The organism is Desulfobulbus sp. (genome assembly GCF_031547805.1).
Lineage (GTDB): Bacteria > Desulfobacterota > Desulfobulbia > Desulfobulbales > Desulfobulbaceae > Desulfobulbus.
In genome coordinates this window covers 39478-60681 of record NZ_JAVBRQ010000028.1, presented here as the reverse complement: position 1 = coordinate 60681, position 21204 = coordinate 39478, and the positions used below count along the sequence as shown (strand labels likewise).

At 61.8% G+C, this 21204-nt stretch carries 21 protein-coding genes; 8 read left to right on the top strand and 13 right to left on the bottom strand.

Annotated elements, in window-relative coordinates:
* Positions 1–3: 3 nt before the first annotated feature.
* From RMR13_RS09645 to RMR13_RS09630, 4 genes are read right to left on the bottom strand one after another with little or no spacing between them, the layout of a single operon-like run.
* Positions 4–1122 carry an NADH-quinone oxidoreductase subunit D gene (locus tag RMR13_RS09645; RefSeq protein ID WP_310600419.1) on the bottom strand — a complete coding sequence of 373 codons (1119 nt, stop codon included), beginning with the start codon at positions 1120–1122 and terminating at the stop codon, positions 4–6.
* Positions 1119–1628: an NADH-quinone oxidoreductase subunit C gene (locus tag RMR13_RS09640; protein WP_310600418.1), complete on the bottom strand. Its 510-nt coding sequence runs from the start codon at positions 1626–1628 to the stop codon at positions 1119–1121. The genes RMR13_RS09645 and RMR13_RS09640 overlap by 4 nt, the downstream gene beginning before the upstream one ends.
* Before the next feature lie 24 nt (positions 1629–1652).
* Positions 1653–2150 (bottom strand): NADH-quinone oxidoreductase subunit NuoB, encoded by a 498-nt coding sequence (locus RMR13_RS09635; protein WP_310600417.1) that lies wholly within the window; start codon positions 2148–2150, stop codon positions 1653–1655.
* Positions 2120–2527 carry an NADH-quinone oxidoreductase subunit A gene (locus RMR13_RS09630; RefSeq protein WP_310600416.1) on the bottom strand — a complete coding sequence of 136 codons (408 nt, stop codon included), beginning with the start codon at positions 2525–2527 and terminating at the stop codon, positions 2120–2122. The genes RMR13_RS09635 and RMR13_RS09630 overlap by 31 nt, the downstream gene beginning before the upstream one ends.
* A 281-nt stretch (positions 2528–2808) precedes the next feature.
* Here RMR13_RS09630 and RMR13_RS09625 point away from each other — a divergent pair, with 281 nt between their 5' ends.
* Positions 2809–3807, top strand: coding sequence for a LysR substrate-binding domain-containing protein (locus tag RMR13_RS09625; RefSeq protein ID WP_310600415.1), 999 nt, complete (start codon positions 2809–2811; stop codon positions 3805–3807).
* Between the two features lie 98 nt (positions 3808–3905).
* Here the strand turns inward: RMR13_RS09625 and RMR13_RS09620 are convergent, their stop codons facing one another.
* The 6 genes from RMR13_RS09620 to lon form a co-directional block, all read right to left on the bottom strand.
* Positions 3906–5114 (bottom strand): pyridoxal phosphate-dependent aminotransferase, encoded by a 1209-nt coding sequence (locus tag RMR13_RS09620; RefSeq protein ID WP_310600414.1) that lies wholly within the window; start codon positions 5112–5114, stop codon positions 3906–3908.
* 118 nt (positions 5115–5232) lie between these two features.
* Positions 5233–7005, bottom strand: coding sequence for a hypothetical protein (locus RMR13_RS09615; protein ID WP_310600413.1), 1773 nt, complete (start codon positions 7003–7005; stop codon positions 5233–5235).
* A 124-nt stretch (positions 7006–7129) separates the two neighbouring features.
* On the bottom strand, positions 7130–8758 hold the full coding sequence (locus tag RMR13_RS09610) for an NAD+ synthase (protein ID WP_310600412.1): 1629 nt from the start codon (positions 8756–8758) through the stop codon (positions 7130–7132).
* A gap of 194 nt (positions 8759–8952) precedes the next feature.
* Positions 8953–9153, bottom strand: coding sequence for a cold-shock protein (locus tag RMR13_RS09605; RefSeq protein WP_309412678.1), 201 nt, complete (start codon positions 9151–9153; stop codon positions 8953–8955).
* Between the two features lie 276 nt (positions 9154–9429).
* Positions 9430–10440: an endolytic transglycosylase MltG gene (gene mltG / locus RMR13_RS09600; protein WP_310600411.1), complete on the bottom strand. Its 1011-nt coding sequence runs from the start codon at positions 10438–10440 to the stop codon at positions 9430–9432.
* 73 nt (positions 10441–10513) lie between these two features.
* Positions 10514–12940: an endopeptidase La gene (lon, locus tag RMR13_RS09595; protein WP_310600410.1), complete on the bottom strand. Its 2427-nt coding sequence runs from the start codon at positions 12938–12940 to the stop codon at positions 10514–10516.
* Positions 12941–13150: 210 nt separating this feature from the next.
* On the opposite strand from lon, the gene RMR13_RS09590 reads away from it, so the two are divergent.
* Positions 13151–13951 carry a hypothetical protein gene (locus tag RMR13_RS09590; RefSeq protein WP_310600409.1) on the top strand — a complete coding sequence of 267 codons (801 nt, stop codon included), beginning with the start codon at positions 13151–13153 and terminating at the stop codon, positions 13949–13951.
* On the opposite strand, the gene RMR13_RS09585 is transcribed toward RMR13_RS09590, so the two are convergent.
* On the bottom strand, positions 13905–14270 hold the full coding sequence (locus tag RMR13_RS09585; RefSeq protein ID WP_310600408.1) for a hypothetical protein: 366 nt from the start codon (positions 14268–14270) through the stop codon (positions 13905–13907). The genes RMR13_RS09590 and RMR13_RS09585 overlap by 47 nt on opposite strands.
* A gap of 3 nt (positions 14271–14273) precedes the next feature.
* Between RMR13_RS09585 and RMR13_RS09580 the strand changes: the two genes are divergently transcribed.
* Positions 14274–15362, top strand: a complete 1089-nt coding sequence (locus RMR13_RS09580; RefSeq protein ID WP_310600407.1) for a hypothetical protein — start codon at positions 14274–14276, stop codon at positions 15360–15362.
* A gap of 18 nt (positions 15363–15380) precedes the next feature.
* On the opposite strand, the gene RMR13_RS09575 is transcribed toward RMR13_RS09580, so the two are convergent.
* Positions 15381–15713, bottom strand: coding sequence for a hypothetical protein (locus RMR13_RS09575; protein WP_310600406.1), 333 nt, complete (start codon positions 15711–15713; stop codon positions 15381–15383).
* A gap of 89 nt (positions 15714–15802) precedes the next feature.
* Entirely contained in the window at positions 15803–16288 is a 486-nt protein-coding gene (locus RMR13_RS09570) for a universal stress protein (protein ID WP_309412137.1), read from the bottom strand.
* Between the two features lie 283 nt (positions 16289–16571).
* Between RMR13_RS09570 and RMR13_RS09565 the strand changes: the two genes are divergently transcribed.
* The 5 genes from RMR13_RS09565 to RMR13_RS09545 all read left to right on the top strand — a co-directional run bounded on the left by RMR13_RS09565 (position 16572) and on the right by RMR13_RS09545 (position 21169).
* Positions 16572–17624, top strand: coding sequence for a radical SAM/SPASM domain-containing protein (locus tag RMR13_RS09565; RefSeq protein WP_310600405.1), 1053 nt, complete (start codon positions 16572–16574; stop codon positions 17622–17624).
* Positions 17625–17670: 46 nt separating this feature from the next.
* On the top strand, positions 17671–18696 hold the full coding sequence (gene hemE / locus RMR13_RS09560) for a uroporphyrinogen decarboxylase (protein ID WP_310600404.1): 1026 nt from the start codon (positions 17671–17673) through the stop codon (positions 18694–18696).
* A 22-nt stretch (positions 18697–18718) separates the two neighbouring features.
* Positions 18719–19294 (top strand): HDIG domain-containing metalloprotein, encoded by a 576-nt coding sequence (locus tag RMR13_RS09555; protein ID WP_310600403.1) that lies wholly within the window; start codon positions 18719–18721, stop codon positions 19292–19294.
* A 41-nt stretch (positions 19295–19335) separates the two neighbouring features.
* Entirely contained in the window at positions 19336–19683 is a 348-nt protein-coding gene (locus RMR13_RS09550) for a PAS domain-containing protein (protein WP_310600402.1), read from the top strand.
* Between the two features lie 97 nt (positions 19684–19780).
* Complete coding sequence (locus RMR13_RS09545) at positions 19781–21169, top strand: MBL fold metallo-hydrolase (RefSeq protein ID WP_310600401.1); 1389 nt, start codon at positions 19781–19783, stop codon at positions 21167–21169.
* Positions 21170–21204: the final 35 nt, after the last annotated feature.

Sequence of the window (21204 nt, the reverse complement as noted above, 5' to 3'; positions counted from 1 at the left end):
CGGTCAGCGATCGATTTCGGGGATAACCAGGTCCAGGCTGCCCATGAAGGCCAGGGCATCCGCCAGCAGCATGCCTTCGGCCACTTCGCCGAACAGGCTCAGATTGGAAAAAGTCGGCGACCGCAGCTTGAGCTTGTAGGGGTTCTTGTCGCCGTTGCAGACCAGCCGGTGGCCAAGCGAGCCCCGGGCGGTCTCCACCGCGGAATAATAGTAGCCGGCCTCGGGTTTCAGCACCTTGGGCGCCTTGCCCATCACCGGGCCGCCGGGGAGCTTGTCCAGGGCCTGCTCGATGATCCGCATCGATTGCTCGATTTCGTGCATCCGCACCATGTAGCGTGCCATGGAGTCGCACTCGTTAAAGACCGGCACCTCGAAATCGAACTCTGGGTAGACCGAATAGGGCTCGTTCTTGCGGATGTCGTAGTCGATGCCGGAACCGCGAGCCACCGGGCCGGTGGCACCGTAGCGGCGGCATTGCTCGGCGGAGACGAAACCGATATCCTTGATCCGCTTGATCAAAATGATGTTGTGGGTGACCAGGTCGTGATAGAGGCGGGGCATGCGGCCGCGCAGGCGCTTGATGAAGTCGCGGGTGCCGGCGATGAATTCGTCGTCGATGTCGTTGTAGACGCCGCCGAACCGCAGGTAGCAATAGGTCAGGCGAGAGCCGGTGACCCGCTCCAGCAGGTCGACGATCTTCTCGCGGTCGTCGAAGGCGTAGAGCAAGGGGGTGAAACCGCCCAGATCAAGCAGGAAGGCCGCCCACCACAGCAGGTGGCTGGCGATGCGGTTGAGTTCGACGGTGATCACCCGGATGTATTCGGCCCGTTCGGGCACCTCGATCCCGGCCGCCTTCTCCACCACCAGGGCCCAGCCATGGTTGAAGGCCAGGGCGTGCAGATAGTCCATCCGGGCGGTATTAGGCATGAACTGGGCAAAGGTGCCGCCCTCGGCCAGTTTTTCGTGCATGCGGTGGATATAGCCCAGCACCGGCTCCGCCTTGACGATGTATTCGCCATCCATGGTGAGCTTGACCCGGAGGACGCCGTGGGTGGCCGGATGCTGCGGCCCCAGGTTGAGGACAAAGGTCTCATCATGCCGCAGATGAACGGGGACGGTCATGGCATATAGTCCTTGCGAAGGGGATGGAAATCGGCATCTTCCGGCAGGAGAATGCGAATCAGGTTGGGGTGGTCCTGGAAATGGATGCCGTAGAAATCGAAGGTCTCGCGCTCGTGCCAATCGGCGGCGGGAAAAACGCCGGAGATGGTCGGCACCACGGGTTCGCTTCGGTCCACGAAGGCGCGGACCATTACCCGGCAATGCTCGCCACCCAGCCGGCTGTAGTCGTATATCACCTCGAATTGCCCCTTGTCCGGCCAGTCGACCCCGGAGACCGCCTCCAGGAAATAGCCCTCACGGTCCAGCGTGCGCGCCACGTCCACCACCTGGCCGAGCCCGCAGAGGACATCAAGGTGACAGCCGTGTCTGGCCGGGTCGACGACCAGTATCCCCTGCTCTCGCGGCGGCCCCTCCTGCCCCTCCTGCCCCTCCTCCCCTGCCGGCGGCGTGGCGGCGGAAGCCGGTGGGGGGAATATTTCGGCCAAGGCCGCCTGCGTTCGTTCCATTAGGCCCATTGCTCGCCCCCTTTCTTAGCCCGGATGGACCCGCGGCCAGCGGCGTTTTCCGGTGATTTTTTCCTCAAGCGTCATGATGCCCTCGAGCAAGGCCTCGGGGCGTGGCGGGCAGCCGGGGATGTAGACATCAACGGGAAAGAGCTTGTCCGCTCCCTCGACCACATTGTAGTTTTCCTTGACTTTGAACGGACCGCCTGATATGGCGCAGTTCCCCATGGCAATGACCCATTTGGGCTCCGGCATCTGGTCATACAGCGTCTTGACGGCTAATTCCAGCTTCTTGTTGATGGTCCCGGCCACGATCATGACATCGGATTGGCGGGGCGACGGCCGGAAGACCTCCGCGCCGAAACGGGAGATGTCGAAGCGGGAACCGCCGGTGCACATCATCTCGATGGCGCAGCAAGCCAGCCCGAAGGTCATGGGCCACAACGAATTGGCCCGGCCGAGGTTAAGCAGTTTATCGAGCTGAGCAAACTGCACTATTGACGTAGGTACGTTTTCTTCTCCCACGTGAAGACTCCTTTACGCCAGGCGTAAACGATGGCTAGTGATAGGATGGCGACGAACAACAGAATCTCGTAAAAGTCCCGCAGGCCCAATTCCGGGCTGTTGTAGGCCACGGCCACCGGAAACAGGAAAAGGACATCGACATCGAAAGCGAGGAAAATCAGGGCGTAGAGATAATAGATGATGCCGAATCGAATCCAGGCGCTGCCGATGGGCTCCATGCCGCATTCGATCAACTGACCGGTTCGGCCGGCGGCTTGCCGGGTATGGGAGGAAGGGCTGAGCAGCTTGACGATGATGATCGACCCGAACCCGAACAACAGGGCGCCGATCAAAAAGAGGGTGACGTAAATGATATTCGTGAGAACAACCTGATCCATCTTGATTCCCCCTGGCAGGAGCCACCACGTGGCATCAATCCTACTGATGCGTTTTATCAGCACATTTTATCAAGCTACTGAAAAGCAAAACCGATGTCAAGGACAATTCCAGAATTCGATTTGGAAAAAAATGCCCTGCTTTTCCGGCGGTCGCGACTCTTGCGGCCGGCAAATAATACCCGCTGTTTTCGAAAAGTGATTGACCTATTTCCCGGAAGTGTTAGTTTGGCTTTCAATTTCAATCATATATATATTCAGCTAAACTGATATCAGGCGTTTTCATGGCTATTACCTTCAGACAACTCGAAATTTTCATCGCGGTCGCCGAAACGCAGCAGGTCACCCGCGCCAGCAAGAAACTGCTGCTGACCCAGTCCGCAGTGAGCATGGCCCTGGGCGAACTGGAAAACCAGCTGGGCGGCCCGCTTTTCGACCGCCATGGCCGCAGCCTGCTCCTCAATGACCGGGGCCGCTATCTGCTGCCGCTGTCAAAAAATATCCTCCACCAGGTGGCCAATATCGAGACCGTCCTCACCGAGCAGCAGGGCGCGGTGGCCGGGGTACTCGAAATCGTTGCCAGCTCGACCATCGGCAACTATGTCCTCCCCTACCTCATCGGGGCCTTCATGCGGCTTCATCCCGAGGCGCACATCAACATGCTGGTGGTCAACACCATGACCGCGGAAAAGCTGGTGGCCGGCGGCCAGGCCGACCTGGGGTTCGTCGAGGGGGACATCAACGTCGATGCCCTGGTGGCCACCTCCTGGTTTGCGGATGAACTCGGGATCATCGTCAGCTCCAGCCACAAACTGGCCGAACGCGAGACCTTCCAGATTCCGGACGATCTCAAGGAAACCAGTTGGGTCATGCGGGAGGAGGGTTCGGGCACCGCCGAAATCTTCACCAAGAAACTGGGCCGCTACACCTCCATGCTCAAGGTGGTAACCAAGACCGGCCACACCGAGGCCATCAAAAAGGCGGTGGAAGCGGGTGTGGGCGCGGCCTGTCTGTCCATGCTGACAGTGTGCCGTGAAGCCGAGGAAGGATGGCTGAAAATCCTGCCCATCGAGGGCATCGACATGAGCCGCCAACTTTGGATCATCCAGCACAAGGATAAGATCATTACCCGTCTGATGGCCGAATTCCTGAAATTCTGCGAAATGGTGGCGGAAAACCATCTGGGCCGAGAATGCCTCTCCTCCCCCTGGAAACTGCAGTCGCTGCTGATGAAAAGCAAACTCAACCAGGAAAGCGGCCCACCCGCCGAGGCCAAAGGATAATTCGGCCGGTCGGCGGCGAGAAAGACAAAAACAAAACCGGACGGAGCCTGCGCTCTGTCCGGTTTTTTTATGCCAGCGGGGGCAAAAAGACCGAATGGCTATTGCAGAGCGGCCAGGGCCTGTTTGATCCGCTCCATGCCTCGCTCGATGGTGGTGAGCGAGGTGGCGAACGAGAAGCGGATGAAATCGTCGGCGCCGAAAGCGGCTCCGGGAACGGAGGCCACCTGGGCCTCGTCCAGGAAATAGTCGGCCAGGGCAACCGAGCCGTCGATGGCCGTCCCCTTGAACTTCTTGCCGTAATACGCGGAAAAATTCGGGAAAACGTAAAAAGCGCCCATCGGGGCCACGCAGCTTACTCCGGGTATGGATTCCAGCGATTCGACGAAAAAGGCCCGCCTGGGCAAGAAGGCTTCGCGCATCTGGTGGGGAAAATCCTGGGGCCCGGTCAGGGCGGCCAGGGCCGCATACTGCGAGGGCGCGGCCGGATTCGAGGTGGATTGGCTCTGGATCTTGTTCATGGCCCTGATCACCTCGCGCGGGCCGATGGAATAACCGATCCGCCACCCGGTCATGGCAAAGGCCTTGGAAACCCCGTTGGACAGCACCGTCTGGTCCTTCAGCCGCGGATCGGCATGGAGGATGTGCGGCACCTTCCCCTCGCCGTAATACAGCTCCTCGTACATGTCGTCGGAGACCACCAGCCACCCGCCTTCATAGGCCATTTTGGCGACCTCAGCCAGCGCTGCCAGCGAATAGACCGCTCCGGTCGGGTTCGAAGGGCTGTTGAGGACAATGGCCTTGGTCTTGCTGGTGACATATCGCGCCACCACCGCCGGGTCGATATCGAACTGCCGATCCTGCTGCAGGGGGACGATCACCGGCGTGCCTCCGGCCAACTGCACCATGGGCGGATAGGATACCCAGTAAGGCGCGGGGATGAGGACCTCGTCCCCCGGATTGAGAACCGCCTGGAATATATTGAACAGACCATGCTTGCCGCCGCAGCTGATCTGTACCTCCTCCGGCTTGTACTCCCACCCATGCTCCTGCTTCAACTTGGCGCAGACCGCCTCCCGCAACTCGGGAATGCCGGCAGCCGGCGTATAGCGGGTGCGCCCTTCCTCGATGGCCTTTTTGCCGGCGGCGCAAACATGGGCGGGCGTGGGCATGTCGGGCTCGCCCACGCTGAAATTCAGGATATCCGCACCGGCGGCCCTGAGCGCCTTTGCCTTGGCATTGACCGCAAGGGTTGGCGAGGGGGCCACTTGCAGCACACGATCCGAGAGCACAAATTTTTCAGAAAACATCCTTGACTCCTTCCACATATCCGTGAATGACAAAAAACAGTGCGCTGTAACGCTTTCGTTCAATTTTCACAAGTACAAATCCGCCGAGAGGCGAACATTTTTCGCCGATCGTCGCCGTTCACGGCGCCTTGAACACCGGGCAGGGGCGCTGGCGGTCATAATTGCGCCAGACCGGATCGTCGGCCTCGCGGTGGCAGTCGAGACAGAGCCCGATGCGCAGAATGCGCCGCAGCTCCTCGCCGTTGAACGGCCGCAGATTCGACCGGGAACCGTGCTGGAGCGGCGTGCCGTCGATGGTGACGAAGGTGTCGAGCCCCGGCGTTCGCCCCGTCTCGGTTTCCACGCCCCGATCCAGCGGATAAAACTGCCATTTCCCCTCCCGCAGGGCCACCGTGCCCTCTCCCAGGCCGATGGTCTTCGGTTCGGCGTGGCAGTCTTTGCAGGTGCGTCCCTTGGCCTGAATGGTGTGGGGATTGATCGCGGCCATGGTGAACCGGTTGAATCCCCCCTCGGAGGCGCCCTTTTCGTCGATCAGAGTCACCATGTCCTGGCAGCCGGGCGTCACCACCACCACCTTGTCGCCCCAAACCGCCAGCATCGGCTTTTCGTAGCGGATATAGGAACGCCCCTCCTCCCACCAGCCGGGCGTCTCCTTGAGGGTCAGTTTGTCGAGATGGGTCTCGCGCTTGTCCCGCTTGGCATGGCAGCCGTAGCACTGCGGCACCCAGGTGGAGTGGCAGGCCGCGCAACTCAGGCGCTGGTGGCCGGGGGCCAGGCAGGCCTGTTTGCTCGGCGGCCGCAAGGGATGCTGCTTGCCGTCGATCTTGCCGGTCAGGATGTATTGCCCGCCGTGCTCGCCGACATTGGTCAGCGGCTTGCCTTTGCGCGAGGTGCCCGGTTTGGGGTCGTGGCAGCTTTGGCAGGTGATTTCCACCTGGTCCTCGTAATGGGCGTAGCTGGTGCCATCCCCCATGATTTCGTCGCGGATGTGGCAGTCAATGCACACCATTCCCTTAGTGTGGTGGATATCCTCGGCAATCTTGAGGTAAAAGCGGTCGCCGGCCAGACGCTGCGGCGAGAGCTGCCCTTTTTCGTAGGGCGTGCCGTAGCCCTCTGCCTCGTAAATACCGGTGTACGACAAACCGATGCGGCCGGAGCGATTATGGCAGCGAATACAATTTTCCTCAGGCACCTGCTTGACCACCCTGGGGTGGAGCCGCTTTTTTTCGGCCGCCTCCTGAGCGGCGGGCGCGAGTTCGTCGGTGACCGTGTTGCGCGGCGTCTCCGGAGGCAGAATGTAGTGGCAGGCGGAACAGCCCCCGCCTTTCTCGTTGAAAAAGGCCGGCGCACCGGGCAGATCCCCCTTCTGTTTCCACAGATGGCAGGTGGCGCAGAGCTTGCGGTAATAATCGAGCGCCAACGAGGTTTCGCCGCTGGTCAGCAAGTGTTCGACCGTGATATCGGCGTCCTGGCTGTCCCGCTCGCCCCAATAATAGAGCAACGTTGCCAGAATGCCGCGGTTGGTGGCCATCAGGGAATTTTTCACCTTGTGGATATCCGCCGGGTGGCATCCCTCGACGCCGCAGGTTTTGCCCGCCCAGCGCAGATCGCCGGGATTGAGGACCATGCCTTGATGGGCCTTGTCCTTGTCGATGGCCAGCGCATCCCCCAGATGGCAGGGGGAACAGCCGACCACCTGATTGTCGTGGGCACCGTCCAGCTTTTCCTTGGTGTGGCAATTCAGGCACATCTCGACCATGCCCGCCGTGGTGACGGCCAGTTGTTCGGGACGCTTGGTGGTCTGTTCGCGGACAACGAGGTAGCCGATCAGCAGGAAACAAACCGGGACGAAAAAAACGATGGGGATGAGACTATGGGGCTTTCGGGCCATGACGCGCGCCGGTTTGCTTCGGATAGAATTGCTTTCAGCCAGGCAGGGTCAGGCCACAATAACGAAAAAAAAAAACGCCGTCAAAAGAAGTTTGCACCGCGCGCCGGCATGCTCCGGCCAACGCTCACTCCACAAATCCCTGGACCAGGGGATAGCGCCGCCCCGGACCGAAGGCCTTGCTGGTCACCTTGATGCCGAGCGGCGCCTGCTTGCGCTTGTATTCGTTGAGCTTGATCCGGCGGACAATATCCCGCACCAGGCGGACATCCACCCCACCGGCGGCAATATCGGCTATGCTCTGGTGTTCCTCGAGGTAGGCGTGCAGCACGGCGTCAAGCAGGTCGTAGGGCGGCAGGTCGTCCTGGTCGAACTGATTCGGTTTCAGCTCGGCGGTCGGCGGCCGGACGATGATCGGCTCGGGAATGATTTCCCGCTCGCGGTTGATCAGCCGGGCCAGGGCATAGACCATCCCCTTGGGGACGTCGGCGATCACGGCCAGGCCGCCGCTCATGTCGCCGTACAAGGTGCAGTAGCCCACGGCCATCTCCGATTTATTGCCGGTGGACAGCAGCAGCCGGTTGAATTTGTTGGACAGGGCCATCAGCAGATTGCCCCGGATGCGCGCCTGGATGTTCTGTTCGGTGGTGTCTTCCGCCAGGCCGGTGAACAGGGGGCCCAGGGCGGATTGATAGGCATCCATGGCGGCGGCGATCTCGATGATCTCGAAGTCGCAGCCCAGGTTCCGCGCCAGTTGCCGGGCGTCGTCGACGGATTGGCGCGAGGTGTACGGCGAGGGCATGGCCACGCAAAGCACGTTCTCCGGCCCCAGGGCCTTGCAGCCGATCACGGCGGTAACCGCCGAATCGATGCCGCCCGACAGGCCGAGCACCGCCTTGGTGTGGCCGGTCTTGTGCAGGTAGTCGCGCACCCCGAGCACCAGCGCCTTCTTCACCTCGGCGATGCTGTCCTGCAACCGTTCCCCGGTGCCGGCGCCGTGCCACTGGTCGCTGTCGACGACCAGCATGTCCTCGACGAAACCTGCGGCCGCCTTGTGCAGGGTACCGGCCGGGGTCATCGCCATGGAATGGCCGTCAAAAATCAGGCCGTCCTGGCCGCCGACCTGGTTGGCATAGAGCAGGGGCACGTTGTTCTGCCGGCAGACCTGACCGAAGACCTGCTGACGGGCCTGTAATTTGCCGTGATAATAGGGCGAGGCGGAGATATTGATCAGGCAGTCCGGAACCACCGGACCGACCACCATCCCGGCCATGGGATTGGCATGGTAGGCGGCGCTGTTCCACCAGATATCCTCGCAGATGGTCAGGCCGTAATGCAGCCCTTGCAGGGAAAAGACCGTGGTGGTGTCTCCGGGTTCGAAGTAGCGGGTCTCGTCGAACACATCGTAGGTGGGCAGCAGCTGCTTGCGGGCCCGGCAGACGATCTTGTTGCGCTCGATCACCCAGGCGGCATTGTACAGCGGCTTGCCCGGACCTTCGCGCCGTTCCAGGGCACCCACGATGCAGGCGATGCCGTCCAGCCCCTTGATCAGGTCCGCCAGGGCACGGTCGTGGGCTTCGATGAACGAGGAGCGCTCCAGCAGATCCTGGGGCGGATAGCCGCACAAGGTCAGTTCGGGAAAGATAGCCAGTTCGCATCCGGCCTGCTTCGCTTTGTCGATCCAGGCGGCGACTTGCCTGAAATTGCGCTCAAAGGCACCAATAATCGGGTTCGTCTGAACAAGGGCTATTTTCACGATGCATTGAACAGAGAGAAGAAATTCGGCTTGCTGTTTGCCGGCGGCACCTGTCGGGTGCAGCCAGCCCCGGGCGCGGGCAAGGAAAAGCCGACCAGGAGAAATGATCGCCGGCACGGGACAAGGTCTGCCCGTGCCGAGGGCAAAAAAAACCCGGCAGAGGTCTCCCGCCGGGCACGAACAACCGTTTTGAATTATTGTTTCGTGACGTTGGCAGCCGCCGGCCCCTTGGGTCCGTCAACGATTTCAAATTGTACCTTGTCCCCTTCGTTGAGGGTTTTGAAACCCGATCCTGCGATCGCAGAGTAGTGGACAAAAACATCCTTGCCAGCTTCTTGTTCGATAAAACCGAAACCCTTCGACTCGTTAAACCACTTAACCGTTCCTTTCAGCATTGCTCCCTCTTGCTCCTTGTCTTGGACTGAATGTTCCATCCCTGCGATATTCCCTGTCGCTTTCGTCGGCAACAACCGAGGGAAAATCTAACCCTCCAAAATATCGCATGTTCTACTCCTGGCGGCGAACATACCATTAATTGAGTTAAAAACAAGGAATTTGATGGCATCTTACCCGGATCGCACATTTTTTTCGTCTCGCCGGCCCGATAGTCCAATTCGCAAGCACGGGCCGCCTGCGGAGGCGCGACTCGGGTTTCCTTGCAGTGCAAGCGATTACTGCCCGCGCTGGTAGCGTTGCACGGCCCGGTTGTGGTCGGCCAGGTTGGTGGAAAAAATATGGGTGCCGTCGTTTTTCGAAACAAAATAGAGGGCATCGGATTCGACGGGATGCAAGACCGCTTCCAGGGCCGCGCGGCCCGGATTGCAGATGGGGCCGGGCGGCAGGCCGGGGATGACGTAGGTGTTGTAGGGCGTCTCCCGCTTCAGGTCCGCCTTGGTCAGGTTGCCGTTGAAATCGGCGATGCCGTAGATCACGGTCGGATCGGACTGCAAGCGCATCTTCTTGGCCAGCCGGTTGTAGAACACCCGGGCAATGAGCGGTCGCTCGACCTCCACCCCGGTTTCTTTCTCGACCACCGAGGCCAGGGTCAGGAGCTGGTGACGGTTCAATTCCAAGGATTCCGGCACGTCGAGCGCCTGCCAGACCTGCTGAAAACGGGCGACCATCATCCGGATCACCGTGGCTTCGTCGGCCTCGTTGCGCACCAGGGTGTAGGTCTCGGGAAAAAGATATCCCTCCAGGCTACCGGCCTCTATCCCCAGTTGGCGGAGAAAGGCGGCATCCTTGACCAGAGCGAGGAAGCGGGCCTGCTTGATCCAGCCGTCCTGTTCGAACACAGCGGCGATCTGGGCGGCGGTCAGGCCTTCGGGGATGGTGACACGGTGGCGGAGGGTGCGGCCCGAGGCCAGCAATTCCAAGACCTGGGGCGGGGTCAGGCCCAGGGGGATGCTGTATTCTCCAGCCTTGAGTTTGGTTCTCAGGCCGGAAAAATAGACCATGGCCAGATAGCGGATGTCGTTGTCCAGCACGCCACGGGCCGCCAGCAGGGCGCCGATGCCCCGCACCCCGGAGCCCTTGGGGATATCGACCACGACTTCGCCCTGCCCCGCCGGCGCGGGGGTAACCAGGTACGAACGGTACCAGAGCCCGATTCCCACAAGGGAAACGAGCACGGCCAGGGACAGGGCGATCAGCAGGCGGCGCATGACATGATAGGGCGGCAAACGAAACGGCCGGACAACCCGGCGACAGGGAGGTACCGCTTATCGCGGCCTTCCCTTGCCGGCCGGCGCCTTGTTAACGCCCCTCCTCGCCGGCCTGCTTGGCAGGGGCCTTGTGCTTGGGAACCTTTCCCAAGGTCAACTCGATGACATCGTCCATGTGCTTGACCGGGAAGAAGGTGATTTTCTTGCGCAGTTCCTCCGGGATCTCGACCAAGTCTTTTTGATTCTCCTCGGGAATGATCACCTTGGCGATACCGGCGCGCAGGGCCGCCAAGGCCTTGTCCTTGAGTCCGCCGATGGGCAGAACCCTGCCGCGGAGGGTCACCTCGCCGGTCATGGCGATACCGCGCTTGACGGCCTTGCCGCTGATGGCGGAGAACAGGGCGGTGGTCATGGTGATGCCGGCCGAGGGTCCGTCCTTGGGAATGGCCCCGGCCGGGACATGGATGTGGATATCGACCGCATCGAAATACTCGGGCTCGACCCCCAGCATCTTGTTGCGGCTGCGACAATAGCTGAGCGCGGCCTGGGCGGATTCCTTCATCACCTCGCCCAATTGGCCGGTCAACAGCAACTTGCCCTTGCCGGGCAGTACCGAGGTCTCGATATGCAGCAACTCGCCGCCCACCTCGGTCCAGGCCAGTCCGATCACCAGCCCGGGCTGGCCGCTGGTGTCCAGATCCTCTTCCGGCATGTACTTCGGGGGCCCCAGATATTTCTCGATGGTCTTGTCGGAGACCGCATAGGGTCCCCGGCCGCCTTCGGCCACCTTGCGGGCGATCTTGCGGCAAACCTTGCCCAGCGCCCGCTCCAGGTTGCGCACCCCGGCCTCGTGGGTGTATCTGCTGATGATGATTTCCAGGGTGGCGTCGTCGATCTTGATCTGTCCGGTCTTGATGCCGCTTTCCTTGATCTGCCGCGGCAACAGGAATTTGTTGGCGATCACCCTCTTCTCTTCCAGGGTATAGCCCGAGAGCTGGATCACCTCCATGCGGTCGAGCAGGGGGCCGGGGATGGTGTCGGTGCGGTTGGCGGTGGTGATGAACATGACCTTGGAAAGATCAAAAGGCAGGTTCATGTAATGGTCGGAAAAGGTGTTGTTCTGTTCCGGATCGAGCACCTCCAGCAGGGCCGAGGAGGGATCGCCCCGGTAGTCGTCGCCGATCTTGTCGATCTCGTCCATCATGAACACCGGGTTGTTGGTGCCCACGTTCTTAAGCCCCTGGAGAATCCGGCCCGGCATGGCGCCGATGTAGGTGCGGCGGTGCCCCCGGATTTCGGCCTCGTCCCGCATGCCGCCCAGAGACAGCCGGTAGAACTTGCGGCCCATGGCCTTGGCGATGGCCTGGCCGAGCGAGGTCTTGCCCACGCCGGGAGGACCGGCAAAGCAGATGATCGGCCCCTTGGTGTCGGCATTGAGCTTGCGCACCGACAGGTATTCGAGGATGCGCTCCTTGATCCGGTCCAGACCGTAATGGTCTTCGTCCAGCACCTCCGCCGCCACCTTGAGGTCGAGCACGTCGGTGGAGGACTGCCGCCACGGCAGGTCGAGGAACCAGTCGAGATAGGTGCGGACAATGGTCGCCTCCGAGGCGTCGGGATGCATCATCTCCAGCCGCCGCAGCTGCTTGCGCGCCTCCTTCTTGGCGTACTTCGGCATCTTCTTCTTCCGCAATTGCTTGCGCAGTTCCTCGATTTCCTGAGAATAGCCGTCCTCGTCCCCCAGCTCCCGCTTCAAGGCCTGGATCTGCTCCCGGAGGAAATACTCCCGCTGGCTGCGCGACATTTCCTCCTTAGCGTCCGACTGGATCTTGGCCTGGACCGTGGACACCTCCAACTCCTTGTGGAGCAGGTCGGCCACCAGACGCAACCGTTCGGTCGGGTCGATGGTCTCAAGTATTTTCTGCGATTCCGCGATCTTCAGCCGCAGATTGGAGCCGACCAAGTCGGCCAGGCGGCCCGGTTCCTCGATATTGTTGATGATCATCATCAGGTCCGAGGACAGCAGACCGCGCAGCGACATGATCTTCTCGGTGTGCTCGCGCACGGTCCGCATCAGGGCCTCGGTCTCGACCGTGACATCCGGGGTTTCCGGCTCCTCGATCAGGTCGATCGCCACCCGGTAGAACGGCTTCTTTTGCTGGAAGGAGCGGATTTTGGCCTTGGAAAGGGCCTGCACCAGGACCTTGAGCCGACCGTCGGGCAGCTTGAGGGTCCGCATGATCATCGACACCATGCCCACCTGGTAGAGATCCTTTTCCTCGGGATCGTCCTTGGTCGGATCCTTCTGGGTCACCAGCATCAGGAGCTTGTTGTTGCTCAAGCCGTCGTTCACGGCCTCGATCGAGCCGGGCCGGCCGACAAACAACGGGATGATCATATAGTTGAAGACCACGACATCCCGGACAGCCATCATGGGCAGGGATTCGGGGATCTCCAGATCCTGCGTCTGTTCGCCGAAATCCCCCATGCTGGTCGATAATGAATCGTCAAATTCCACGTTTCCCCTCCTTAGAGCCGCCTAACGCGGCGATGCGCACCGATGCGCCCGCTGAATTGTCCCACGACAGTAAACACAACCCCACCCGAAGTCAAGACGACGCCCCGCCCCGAGCCCGAGGAGAAAATTTCACTTGAATAATTGCCGGCCCGCCAATATACAAAGGGCTGTCATCCGTCCTTCCGACCACCCGCTTTTCTGGAGCCGATCATGCTGACCATCGGGTCGTTCTTCGATCTTGCCGACTTTCCCGACCAGGAACTTTTCGCCGACTGTCCCTATGTCTGGGTGCCGCTGAAAAAGCTGAAAGCCTATATCGCCAGCCAGACCGCCCCCACCTTTCAGCACCTCTGCATCACCGACGGGGTACCGCTGGACAGCCCCTACATCTGGTTCAACGGCCGGTTGCGCAATGCCCGCGAATGCGTCATCACCTATGGCGACGCCACCAAAGGCGGCCTTTCGGTTTGGGAAAACGGCCAGTTCCTCCAGGGCGCTTCGGTGATCATGGCCGGAGCGGTCATCCTGGGCAAGAACATCAAGATCGGCAAGGGCGTGCTGATCGAATCCGGAGCCATGGTCAAATCCCCGGCCATCATCGGCGACCAGTCGGAAATCCGCCAGGGGGCCTACCTGCGCGGCAACTGCCTGATCGGCAAGCGCTGCGTGGTGGGCCATACCACCGAGGTCAAGCACACCATCTTCCTCAACGATGCCAAGGCCGGCCATTTCGCCTACCTGGGCGATTCGATCCTCGGCAACCGCGTCAACCTCGGCGCCGGGACCAAGTGCGCGAACCTCAGGTTCTTCTCAGGCAACGTCAAGCTGAAGAACGGCGACGTCACCCTCGACACCGGGCTGAAGAAGCTGGGGGCCATCATCGGCGACGGCTCGCAGACCGGATGCAACGCCGTGACCAGTCCGGGCACCATCATGGGGCCGGACAGCCTGCTCATGCCCAATACTACCGCACCCGCCGGAGTACATCCTCGAAAAAGCGTGCTGCGCTAGAGTCCGACTGCATGGCGCGGTCCTCAAGCGGCTTGCCCTGGCCGGCGTATTCGTAGAGGGCGAAAAAGAAAGCGAACAGGATGCCGACGGTGAAAAAAATCCGGAACAACCGGTCCCAGGGCAGCCAGCCTTTGTCGGTGAGCCGCCGGAACACCACGGCGACGATATAGGTGAACCCCAGGGCATAGGGAGCGGTGAGCAGCATTTGATAGACCGTGCCGCTCACCACGGTGCCGACATCGGGGCCCAGGCGCAGATGAAAGAGCAGATAGGCCAGGGCCGTCAGAATAAATGTGATCTTTTCCCGTAGTGTACTCATATCATGAACAACAGCATTGCCTGCGTGTTTCCGGAAACCCTGCCCGCCGAGCACTTCCTGCTGCCCCTTGTACAGGTTTTCGGACAGGTTGTCCACATGCAAGCCATTGAAAACGCGCCGCCGGAGCAAAGAACCGCCACCGCGTTCATGGACCGTTGCCGGCAGCGGGGACGCCTGGCGGCGTTCACGCCCGTGCCCCTCGGGAAGCAGCGAGAGCGGTTTCTCGCCCTGGCCCGGGATATCCGCCACCGCGGCGACACGTATATCAGCCAGTTGAGCATGACCACCCTGGCCGGCCTGGGCCGCCGGGACCAGCCCGATCCGCCCCACGCGATCCTGGCCGGCCTGCTGCGCGGGGCCGATATCCGGGAACAGGAGCAAACCGAGCTGATGCTTTGGCAGTCGCGGCTGATGCTTGAATTGGGTGAGGCGTACGACATCGAGCAGGCCGAACTGAGCGACGCCCTGCAGACCATCGCCCGCAGACAGGACACCCTGTTCGCCGAGCTGTGCGAGGAAGAGGAACAGCCCTTTGCCCTGCCCGCTGCCGGACAGGACGACGGCCCGGAGGCGGACACCATCCTCCGCCATCGGCTCAAGGCCTGGACCCGGCTTTGTTTTCACGGCGGCAGGAGTGCCCCCGGGTTGCTGGTCTCCCGCCACCGGACAGCGATCGACCTGTTGCAGGAAGTCTACGAAAAAAGATGGCGGCAGAGCGCCCTGCTGCTGGCCGAGATCGCCATCCCCGTGCCGGCCGCGGACCGGGAAACGGCAGGCGCCGATGAGCCGTCCGGACGGCGGTGTCCCGACCTCGACAGGCTGCTGGCCGAGATCGCCGCCCATGGCTCCGGCCTCAAATGCTCGGCTGAGCGCGAACAGCTGTTGCGCTCGGGCCTGGAGCAATGGGCTCGGGTCACGGCCGACTCGGCGGCAGTGCCGCCGGCGGCATCGGCCGTACTGGAACTGTATTTCTTTCCCCGGGCGTCTGCGGCCCGATTGTTTTCGGAAAGTTTCGCGGATGGCGGTTCCGGTCGCCCGGACGCCGGCGAAGAGGACGAGGGTGGCGTCGTCGGCCTGCTCAGAACGGTTTGAGCAGGCCGGCACGCTTGTTCAGGAAGCTGGGGTAGCGTTCTGGATTCCCAGCGATTGCACGTATTCGAGCCATGCCCCGGAGGGCTCCTTGATTTCCACGCCCATCCGCTTGTTCAAGCCGATGGCCTCCTCCCACTTGGGCCGGACCCGGAATTTGAACGAGCGGCGTCCGCTGGTCGCCACCACGGTATAGACCTCGATGTGCTTGCCAAACCGGCTGGTCATGTCGGCCAGGCACAATCCGGCCTCGGAAATGTCCTGGACAATCCCCGAACAACATCGCATTCCATCGGACACGTCGATGGACATGTCCCTGACCGCCATCCGCGGATGTTTGCGTTTTTCTCCCATTGCACCTCCAAAAATCATTGCCGCCGCCGGAGGGCCATTACCTCACGGCCGAGACAGGCTCCGCTTGCTGCCGCCCAGCGGCGGCCGGATCATTTCGTGTTGTCTTCGCATTCCTCGCGGTAGGGATTGATCGTCATCACCGGGCAGCAGGAGGATTTCACCACCTTCTCGGCGACACTGCCGAACATGATCCGCTCGACGCCCTTGTAGCCATGCGTTCCCATGACGATCAACTGGATCTTCTTTCTGACCGCATACTTGAGGATTTCCTCGGCAATGTCGCCGGACAGGACCTTGCCGGTCACCTGCGCCACTCCGGCCTCGGTAAACATCGCCTTGTTTTCCTCGATATAGGTTTCCATCTGCTGCTGCGCCGAGGCGAACAGCTCCTCTTCCAGGTTGGGGAGATTGATGGGCGGAACGAAAAAACCGCTGTAATCCTCGAACGTTTGGGCCACGAACACCAGATAGAGTTCCGCCTTGAACGTTCCGGCCATGAAGGTCGCCGCCTGGATGATTTTGCCGGCATTGTCCGAAAAATCCACTGGAGTCAGGATACGTTTGATCGCCTGCATGCAAGACCTCCTTTATCTGAAAGAAGATGGTAGGAATTCACTTGATGCCGCCAGCTTATCTCGTTCGGGCATTTTTCACCACGAATAACTGCATCGCCCCGTCACATCCCCGATGAACGGACAAAGCTGTTGACCATGCCCCTCATCGTGCCTATACTGCCAGCCGCTTATCCGCTTGGCCGTCATCCCGCTGGCATCCGCCGCGACCGGAAAGGGTTCCCGTTGCGCCGAACGGCGGTACCACCTTGTTCATCTTGCTCTCCGGCCCCTGCCGAACATTGCCATGGAATTCACTCCGAAATGGATTGCCTGGGAAATCACCCGCCGGTGCAATCTCAACTGCGTCCACTGCCGCTCCTCCTCCCAGCTTGAGATCGAAGGTCATCCCGACTTTTCCCTGGCCGAGGCCAAACGGATTCTGGACGATATCCACGCCTACGCCAACCCGGTCATGGTGTTGTCCGGGGGGGAACCGCTGCTGCGGCCGGACGTGTTCGACATCGCGGCCTACGGCACCGGCCTGGGCCTGCGCATGTGCCTGGCCACCAACGGCGCCCTGGTCACCGAATCCGTCTGCCGCGCCATCAAGGAGGCGGGCATCAAGATGGTGTCCCTGAGTCTCGACGGGGCCACGGCCGAGGTGCACGACAACTTCCGCAACCAGCCCGGTGCCTTTGCCGGCGTGATGGAGGCCATCCGCCTCTTCAACGAACACCGGATCGAATTCCTCGTCAATTCGTCCTTCACCAGGCGCAACAAGGCGGAGGTGCCGAAAATCTACCGGCTGGTGAAAAGCCTGGGCGCCACCGCCTGGTACCTGTTCATGATCGTGCCCACGGGCCGGGGGGAGGACATCATGGACGAGTTGATCCCGGCCGAAGAGTACGAGGACATTCTCAATTGGCACTACGACATGGAAAGGGAGGAACACGACCTCCTGGTCCGCCCCACTTGCGCCCCCCAATATTACCGCATCGTGCTCCAGCGCGCCAAGGCCGAGGGCGAGCGGTTCAAGCGGCGCTCGCTCAAATTTTCCACCGGCGGCTCCAAGGGATGCCTGGCCGGCCAGCTGATCTGCCTGATCGATGTCGACGGCAATGTCCTGCCGTGCAGCTACTTCCCCTTGTCGGCGGGCAACCTGCGGACCCAGTCGTTCCGGGAAATATGGGAACATTCGAGACTTCTTCTCGACATGCGCGACTTTGCAGGATACAAGGACCATTGTGGCCGCTGCGAATACCTTCAGGTCTGCGGCGGCTGCCGGGCCAGGGCCTATGCCATGACCGGCGACTATCTGGCCGGCGAGCCGTTTTGCGCCTACCGGCCCGGACAATGAAAGGACGCCACCGAGCCGCTAACCTCCAACCGATTATATCGCTTCAATGAACGAGACCTTTCTTCACGCCTGCCGAGGCGAACACACGGCCTACACCCCTGTCTGGTTCATGCGCCAAGCCGGCAGATATCTCCCCGAATACCAGAAAGTCCGTGGCCGGGTGAGCTTTCTCGAATTGTGCAAGACCCCGGAACTGGCCGCCGAAGTCACCCTCCAGCCGATCGATATTTTCGGCTTCGACGCCGCCATCCTCTTTTCCGACATCCTGATCCCAATGGAGGCCATGGGCCTTGGGCTCGAATTCCACGAGGGCAAGGGACCCATCTTTGCCCAACCGGTCCGCAGCCAGCAGGCGGTCGACGAATTGGTGGTGCCGGTGCCGGAGGAATCGCTGTCCTTCGTGCTGGAGACCATCCGCCTGCTGCGCAGCCGCCTGCAGGTGCCGCTCATCGGTTTCGCCGGCGCCCCCTTCACCCTGGCCACCTATCTCATCGAAGGCGGGAGCTCCAAGGTGTTTCTGCACACCAAGAAGATGATGTACCAGGAACCCCAGCTGTACCACAACCTGCTGGCCAAGATCACTGCCTGCACCAGCGCCTATCTCCAGGCCCAGGCCCGGGCCGGCGCCCAGGCCCTGCAACTGTTCGATTCCTGGGTCGGGGTGCTCGCCCCCTGCGATTACGAGGAATTCGCCCTACCCTATGTCCGCTCGATTATTTCCGACCTCCGGGCCGTGACCGATGTGCCGATCATCTATTTCGCCAATAACGGCGCCACCTTGACCAAGCTGACCACCACTGTGGGCGCGGACGTCATCGGCTTCGACTGGCGGCTGCCGATCGGTGAGGCCGTGGCCCGCGCCGGCCAGCATGCGGTGCAGGGCAACATCGATCCCCTGGCCCTTTTCCTGCCCCAGAAACGCCTGGAAGAGCGAATCAGGACCATGCTGCTCGAAGCCCGCGAGGCCCGCGGCTACATCTTCAACCTCGGCCACGGCATCCTGCCGGAGACGCCGACGGTGCAGGTGCGGATCGCGGTCGACGCCGTCCACCGGTTCAGCGGCAAACCGTAAGCGCCTCACCGGGAGGTGTCGCATGGATCGATCCGGCCCAGCCATCCCTTCGCTCGCCCAATGCATCGACTTGATGGAGCAATACGGGATGCTGCCCAACATCCGCCATCACTCGCTGGTGGTCGCCCGCCTGGCGGAACAATTGCAGGGCGGGCTTTGCGCCGTGGCTCCGGACCGCCATCAGGCCGACCGCAACCTGGTCATCAGCGGCGCCCTGCTCCACGACATCGCCAAGACCCCTTGCCTCAACAGCACCTGCGACCATGCCAAGGCCGGGGCCGACATCTGCAGGCGCCACGGCTACCCCGAAATCGCCGCCATTGTCGAGCAGCATGTGCGGCTGTGGGATTTTGACCCCGCCCGTTACGAGCAAGGCCGCTTCGATGCCCTGGAACTCGTCTACTACGCCGACAAACGGGTGCGGCATAACGTGGTGGTCCATCTCGACCAGCGGCTGGAGTACATCATCGACCATTACGGCAAGGGCAATCCCGAACGGCAGGCGCTGATCCGGGAGAACTTCGACAAATGCCTCACCCTGGAACGCCACCTTTTCCGCTGGCTGCCCTTCGGGCCCGCCGATCTGGGCCGCTTCTGAGCGGCCGCCTTTCCTTTAACCGCCACCGCCGAACCGCCGCCATGACCGCCACATCTTTCGACTGGATGGAGCATTACCCCGCCGCCGTCACCGTCTGCGATACCCAAGGAACGATCGTGGCCATGAACCGCCAGGCCATCGAGGCCTACGACCGATACGGCGGCAGGCGGCTGATCGGCACCAGCCTGTTTGCCTGCCACCCGGAGCCGGCCAACGCCGTCATCCGCGCCCAGCTCGAGCAACAGCGGGTCAACAGCTATTTTGTCGTGAAGGCGGGCGTCCGCAAGCTGGTGCATCAGGCCCCCTGGTACCATCAGGGACAGTTTGCCGGCCTGGTCGAAACGGTCACCGTCCTGCCCGAGACCATAGCCACCAAAACGCGATCCTGACCAGGACGCCGAAGCGCCGGCACCAGAACCATAGGGCAACCGTCACGCCCATGCCGAGCGAACGGTGCCGCCAACCCCAACTCCAGAGGAATCTTGCATGCGCATCGCCTTTCACGGAGCCGCCCGCAACGTCACCGGCTCCTGCCACCTGCTCGAATGCCGGGGCAAACGAATCCTGATCGACTGCGGCTTGTACCAGGGCAACCGGGAAATGGACGAGGAGAACCGGAACGATTTCGGTTTCGATCCGGCCTCGATCGACTATCTCCTGCTCACCCACGGCCATCTCGACCACTGCGGCCGCATTCCGCTGCTACACCGGCTCGGGTTCAAGGGCACGATCCTGACCACCGCCGCCACCCGCGAGCTTACCCGCCTGGTCCTGCTCGATTCGGCGAGAATCCAGGAGGAGGAGGCGCGCTACCGCAACTACAAGGCCAGCAAGCGCCGCAATCGGGAGGAGCCGGCCGAACCGCTCTACGACACCCTGGACGCCCTTAACAGCCTCGGCGCCTTTGCCGATATCGCTTCCTTCGCGCAGGCCCACCAACTCTGCCCCGGCATCAGCACCACCTTCTACGATGCCGGCCACATCCTCGGGTCGGCCTGCATCCTGGTGGAAATGGAGGAAGGGGGCCGGCAGCACCGGGTGCTGTTTTCCGGCGACCTCGGCTGCGACGGCCGGGCCATCCTCCCCGATCCCGCCCGGCCGCCCCATGCCGACACCGTGGTCATGGAATCGACCTACGGCAACCGGCTGCACAAAAGCCTGGCCCCCTCCATCGAGGAGTTCTATCAGGCCATCGCCACCACCGTCGCCAGGGACGGCAACGTGCTGGTCCCCAGCTTTGCCCTGGAGCGGACCCAGGAACTTCTGTACTATCTGCGGGAAGGGATTGAACAGGGACGGCTGCCGAGCCATCTTCGGGTTTATCTCGATTCGCCCATGGCCATATCCGCCACCCAGATCTTCCGCCGCCACCGCGAATGCTTCGACGAGGAGACCTGGGAAGTCGTGGCCGCGGGCCGCGATCCCTTCGACTTTCCCGGCCTGGAAATCGTGCGCGACACCTCCGAATCCATGGCGCTCAAGCAGGTCAAGGGCGCGGTCATCATCGCGGGATCGGGCATGTGCACCGGCGGCCGCATCCGCCATCACCTCCGCCACAACCTCTGGCGGCCCGAGGCCTCGGTGGTCTTTGTCGGCTATGCGGCCGGAGGCACCCTGGCCCGGCAGATCATCGAGGGCGCCGAAACGGTCCGGGTCCTGCACGAAGAGGTCGAGGTGAACGCCGAGATCCACACCATCGGCGGCTTTTCCGCCCATGCCGACCAGCGGGAGCTGCTTAAGTGGCACGCGCTGACCGGCACGCCGGAACGAACTTTCCTGGTCCATGGCGAGGAAATGGCCATGCAGGCCCTGGCCGGCCAGCTCACGGGCACCACGGTCGCCATGCCCCGCCTGCACCAGTCGTTTACCCTGTAGCCGGGCCAGCGGCAACCGAACCCGCCGGCCGGCAT